The sequence below is a fragment of the Rhodothermales bacterium genome (assembly GCA_041391505.1).
Classification (GTDB): domain Bacteria; phylum Bacteroidota; class Rhodothermia; order Rhodothermales; family JAHQVL01; genus JAWKNW01.
Genome location: JAWKNW010000060.1, coordinates 1 through 5734, shown reverse-complemented (window position 1 = coordinate 5734; position 5734 = coordinate 1). Strand labels below are relative to the sequence as shown.

The window sequence follows — 5734 nt, the reverse complement described above, 5'->3', positions numbered from 1 at the left end:
CCTTCCGCGTCGGCGATTTGCCGGCCGGCTCGTACGTGCTCACGGCGCGCCGCGAAGGTTATGTGGCGACCACGGACAGCGTGACGGTCGTGGTAGGCGACATCGTGGAGCGGGTCATGCGCATGGACGGCATGCCCCGCGTCGACCGTTTCGACGTGCGTTCGGCGCACATCAGCCGGTGGTGGCCCCCTCCGCAGGAGCTGTACCGACTGGAGGTTACGGCGGAGGTGAGCGATCCCGACGGGATATCCGACATCGATCGGGTGTGGATCGAAGTCCCCGAAGTGGGACTGGTCGACACCCTCGTCGCGTCGGGGACGCCGGGTCAGTTTCTGTCGATCCTCCAGGAAGCCAGCCTCCCGGTCGGCGTGGAGTCGCTGCTCGGGCACGATCACGTGATCCACGTTCGGGATCGCGCCGGCTATGAACTGGTCAGCAGCGCCCGCAAGATCGCGCGCGTGATCGACGCTACGCCCGTCGCGAGTACCCCGACGAGTCTGGCCACCCTCATCGATCCCGCGCCGCGGTTCAACTGGGAGCCGCTTCGCATGCCCTATCCCTACACGTACCGGCTCGACATCGTCCGCGTCGATGAGAATATCCAGACCGTCGTTCAGCTCCTCGAAAACATTCCCGCCGATAGCGTATCGTTGAAGATTCCGACCCCCCTGCTGTCCGGCGAATACTTCTGGACGGTGTCGGTGGTCGACGAATTCGGCAATCGCAGCCGCTCGCGCGAAGCCGGCTTTCGCATCCAGTAGCGCCGAACCGGCGCCGCGCGCCATCTTAATTTTTCTGGTCTTATGTCCGCTGCGGAACCGCAAAACAGATCCAACCTCGAAGCGCTGTTCGACATTGCGCTGACGCTAAATTCCATTCAGGAATCCGGGGCGTTGATGGAGAAGGTGCTGGAGGCCGCGATGGACGCGCTCGGCGCCGATCGAGGCTTCGTGCTGCTCAACTCGGAAACGGAGCGCGCCGGCTTTGAAGTCCGCGCCAGCATGAACTTTACCGAGGAGCAGCTGGGCGATGTCGTGCGCATCTCGACCAGCGTCGTACACCGGGTGTTGCAGACCGGTGAGCCGGTGATGGTGCACGAGGCCCTCGAGGACGAGCGGTTCAGTGGCGCGGAGAGCATCGTGGTGCAGCGCATCAAGTCGATCGCGTGTGTGCCGCTGCGCCTGAAAAGCCGGCAGATCGGTGCGATCTATATGGATTGCCTGACCGATCGGAGCCGGTTCAAGCAGGACAACCTCCCCTTTCTGGAAGCCTTCTCGAATCTCGCGGCGGTGGCCATCGAAAACGCACGGCTGTACCAGACGCTGCGCGACGAAAACCGCCAGCTTCGGAGCGAGCTGCAGCGGATCCACGGCTTCGATGAAATGATCGGGCAGAGCCCGCCGATGCGCCGGCTTTATGCGATCATGGAACGCGTGCTCGACAACGACGCCACCGTGCTCATCGAAGGCGAGAGCGGCACGGGGAAGGAGCTGGTGGCCCGCGCGATCCATTACAACGGCCACCGCCAGAAAAAGCCGTTTCTCGCGCTATTTTGCGGCTCGCTGCCGGACACGCTGCTGGAGAGCGAGTTGTTCGGGTACAAAAAAGGCGCGTTTACGGGAGCGGCTGTGGACAAGGCCGGCCTGTTCGAGGCCGCAGACGGCGGGACCCTGTTTCTGGATGAAGTCGGCGACCTGAGCCCGTCGCTCCAGACGGCGTTGTTGCGCGTGCTGCAGGAGGGCGAGATCAAACGGATCGGCGAGACCAAGGTGCGGCATGTCGACGTACGCATCCTTTCCGCGACCAACAAACCGCTGAAGCAGCTCATCAAGGACGGCTCCTTCCGCGAGGATCTGCTCTACCGCCTCAACACGATATCGCTGACCACGCCTCCTCTGCGCGACCGCGGGATGGACATCCCGCTGCTGGCGAACTTCTTTCTGGACAAATACGCCGTGGGCCGGCGGGAGTACATCAAGGGATTTACACCCGAGGCGATCGAGGCCATGCGCGCGCATCCGTGGCCGGGCAACGTGCGCGAGTTGCAGAACACGATCGAGCGCGCCGTCGTCATGGCGCGGGGCGAATTTCTCGATGTGGAGGATATGAACCTGCCGGCGGGAGAAAAGCCCCTCAAGCGGACGTATCATGAGATGCTGAATGAGGGACAAACCCTCGCCGATATCGAAAAACGCGTCGTGCTCGAAGCGATGAAGGACAGCGACGGCAACGTGTCCGAGACGGCCCGTCGCCTCGGGGTATCGCGCGGCTGGATCCACAATCGCCTCAAGGAATGGAATCTCCCGACCTCGTAGCAGACGTCAAGCCGTTTCTGGAGCTGTCCCGAAGCGCCTGGACCGTCGTGTACAAGGCGTACCAGGCGTCGCTGGATCGGTTTGTCCTGCTCAAGGTCGTCAATCCCGATGCGCGGCACGACGAGGAGATGACGGCTCGCTTCGAGGAAGAGGCGCGGCTGATGGCGCGCATCCAGCATCCGAATGTCGTCAGTGTCTACGGGTTCGGGCGCTCCGCGAACGGGGCCTACTTCACGGCGGAGTACGTCGAAGGCATGTCGCTCGCGAACCTGCTCGCCGAGCATCGCCTGCCGGCCTCCCTGGCGCTTTATATCCTCTCCGCCGTCGTCGCCGGCCTCCGGGCCGCGCATGCGGAGGGCATCTTCCACCGGGATCTGAAGCCGGCGAACATCCTGCTCTCGCACGAAGGGCAGGTCAAAATCGCCGACTTCGGGATGGCGTCGCTTCAGGAGGGGGAGAGCGGGAAGTCGGAAATCCGCGGCACGCTCGCTTACATGGCCCCCGAGTACCTGATGGATCCCGTGCCGACGGCGCAGTCCGACCTGTTTTCGCTCGGGGCTACCTTTTTCGAGATGCTCGCCGGCCACCCCGCCTTTGCCGGCAAGGATGCGAGCAGCCTGATCGATGCCGTCCTCAATTACGAGCCGACGCGCGTGCTCGACGCCAACCCCTACGTACCGGCGTCGATGAACGCCGTATGTGTGAAGCTCCTCGCCAAGTCGCCGGCGGATCGGTACGCGAGCGCCCAGGTGCTGGCGGCGGATCTCGAGAGCGTATGGCGCGATGTGCGTTCCGCCGGCGCCGCCGAGCTCAAAGCCTTTCTCGAAGACCCGGAGGGCACGACGGCGGCGCTGCAGCAACCGCCGGCGCGCATCGAACCCCCGCTGGCTGCGCCGGTGCGCGAGCCGTCGCCTCCTGCACGGCCCCGGCGGGTGCCGGCGGCCGCCTGGATGGGCGTCGCACTCCTGGTCGTTGCGTTCTCGATCTGGTCGTTCGGCCGCGGGGAGCCGGAGAGCGAGCCGGCTCCGGTCGCGAATTCCCCGGATACGTCGCGTGTGGAGGTGGACCCGCCGGCGAACGATCCGGCCCCCGTGCCGGCGGACGCGCGCCCCGCGATGCCGCCCGGCCGCCAGCCCGAGGGGCAGTCCGCCGCGCCGGCGTCCGAGGCCTTCCCCGAAACGATACAGCCGGAGCCCGGCACGCAGCAGCCGGAAGCGGCGGACACCATATCGACCGTGCCGGTCGTCGAAGCGCCTCCGGCCCTGGCCCATCTCTCGGTAGCCTGTACGCCGTATTGCGACGTGTTTGTGGGCGACGACTCGCTCGGCACGGCGCCGCCGGCGCGGTCGCTGTCCATGGAGGCTGGCACCTATGCCGTCGTCCTCCGCCACCCCAACTTTCCTCCCTACCGCACCTCGGTAGCGCTGCGCCCCGGACAGTCCGACACCCTGAACGTATCCTTGTGGCGGTCGGTGGCAACGCTCGATCTGGATGTGATACCCTGGGCGAAGGTGTATATCGATTCCACGTTTGTGGACGACACGCCCCTGGAAAGCCCGATCATCCTGTGGCCCGGCGCGCATCGTCTGGCGCTGGAATTACCCGGCGTCGGGCGCTGGGAAACCACCCTCGTCGTGGAAGCCGGCGAGGTCATCAAAAAAGCCTATAAAATGCAGGATTTACTGGCAAAATAGGGGCTTTTTGCAAAGTGGTATAGCTGTTGCAGTCAGGGTACGTACACCCCCGAAAATGCCCTCCAACTGACCAAATTTTGAACACCTGTTCATACCGAACGCAATGAAATCGCGTTATCTCTGGCTCTTGTTTTCATGGCTTCTGGTTTCATCGCCCGTCGATTCGGCGCGGGCGCAAACCGCCGCCAAATGGCAGGCACGCTCGGCCATGGCGACGGCGCGCTCCGGGCTCATGGCGGTCGAGCACCAGGGCCGCATCTACGTGATCGGCGGCCGGGACGCCAACGGCGACGTGCTCGATCTCGTCGAGCGGTATAACCCGGCCAGCGACACCTGGGAGACGTTCCCGAGCCTCCGCAAAGGACGCGAAAATGGCGCGGCAGTCGTCTATAACGGGCAACTGATGGTGATCGGTGGCCATACGAATTCGGACGAGACCACCAAGGATGTGGAAGTGTTCGACGAAGGGGAGAACCGCTGGGTCTCCTTCAGCGGGCTGGACGAGGCGCGGCAAGGGCTCGCCGCCGTCGTGCTGCATGGCGAACTGTATGTGGTGGGGGGCTCGAATGAAAACGAGCAGATCCTGACGAGCGTCGAGTCGTACGATCCAAACGACACGAAGTGGGTGCCTTCGGATTGGGTGCTGGACATTCCGCGGGCGTCGTTCACCGCCGTGACCCTCGGCGACTCGGCTTATGCGCTGGGTGGCTTTAACGCCTTCGGGCCGATGAACCTCGTCCAGCTGTATACCTCGGAACTGGGCACGATCGACCGTGCGCCGCTCGCCGTGGCGCGGGGCGGTCTTTCGGCCGTCACCCTGGACGGACGCATCCTCGCGCTGGGGGGCCGCAAGGCCAACAACCAGGTCGTGGCGTCCGTCGATCGCTACGACCCGGTATCGAACAGCTGGCAGGCCCTCGCGCCGCTGAACGCCGGCCGGGAATCGTTCGCGGCCGTCACGGTGGGCGATGAAGTTTATGTGTTCGGGGGCGAAGATACGGCCGGCAACGCGCTGTCGTCCGTCGAGTCCTATTCGGTCCTGCCGGCGCCGTCGGCGATCGACGATGCGCTCGTGCTCGACGAGGACGTCTCCGCCTCGGTCAACGTCCTGATCAACGACAGCGACCCCCTCGGCGGAGCGCTCGCCATCGGCGGGTTCTCGCAGGGGGCGCACGGCGCCGTGACGAAAGTGAACAATTCGACGCTGCAGTACGTGCCGGCGCCGAATTACGCAGGATCCGACTCGTTCACCTACACCGCCGTCAATCAATCGGGCATCTCGTCGACCGGCACCGTATCGGTCACGGTACGCGCCGTCAACGATCCGCCCGCCTTCGTCACCTCGCCCGTCGAGGGTGCGCTCACCGGTGCGTCGTATGTGTACGACGTGACCGTGGGCGATGTCGATGGCGATGCGCTCACGCTCGGCGCCACGGTGCCGGCCTGGCTTTCGCTGGTGGATAACGGCGACGGCACCGGCACGCTGGCCGGAACGCCCACCGCCTCGGAGCTGGGATCGCACAACGTGGTGCTGACGGTGGGCGACGGGACGGTGACCGTGCAGCAGGCTTTCACGGTGACGGTCGTGGCCGGCGCCCCGGCCGCTCCCGTCCTCACGTTTCCCGCGGACGGCGCGCTGGACATGGCGCTCCGCCTGGCGCTGACCTGGTCCGCACCGGGCGCGTCGACGTCCGATGTCCAGGTCTCGACGAGCAGCGATTTTTC

At 65.1% G+C, this 5734-nt stretch carries 4 protein-coding genes; all 4 read left to right on the top strand.

From position 1 onward, the window contains the following. The coding region (locus R2834_24715) for a carboxypeptidase-like regulatory domain-containing protein (GenBank protein MEZ4703557.1) at positions 1 to 761 on the top strand (761 nt) is incomplete at its 5' end. A gap of 42 nt (positions 762 to 803) precedes the next feature. After that, entirely contained in the window at positions 804 to 2315 is a 1512-nt protein-coding gene (locus R2834_24710; protein ID MEZ4703556.1) for a sigma 54-interacting transcriptional regulator, read from the top strand. Next, positions 2294 to 4009: a protein kinase gene (locus R2834_24705; GenBank protein MEZ4703555.1), complete on the top strand. Its 1716-nt coding sequence runs from the start codon at positions 2294 to 2296 to the stop codon at positions 4007 to 4009. Before R2834_24710 ends, R2834_24705 begins: the two co-directional genes overlap by 22 nt. A 103-nt stretch (positions 4010 to 4112) precedes the next feature. After that, positions 4113 to 5734, top strand: a 1622-nt coding sequence (locus tag R2834_24700; protein ID MEZ4703554.1) for a kelch repeat-containing protein, incomplete at its 3' end; no start/stop codon positions are given.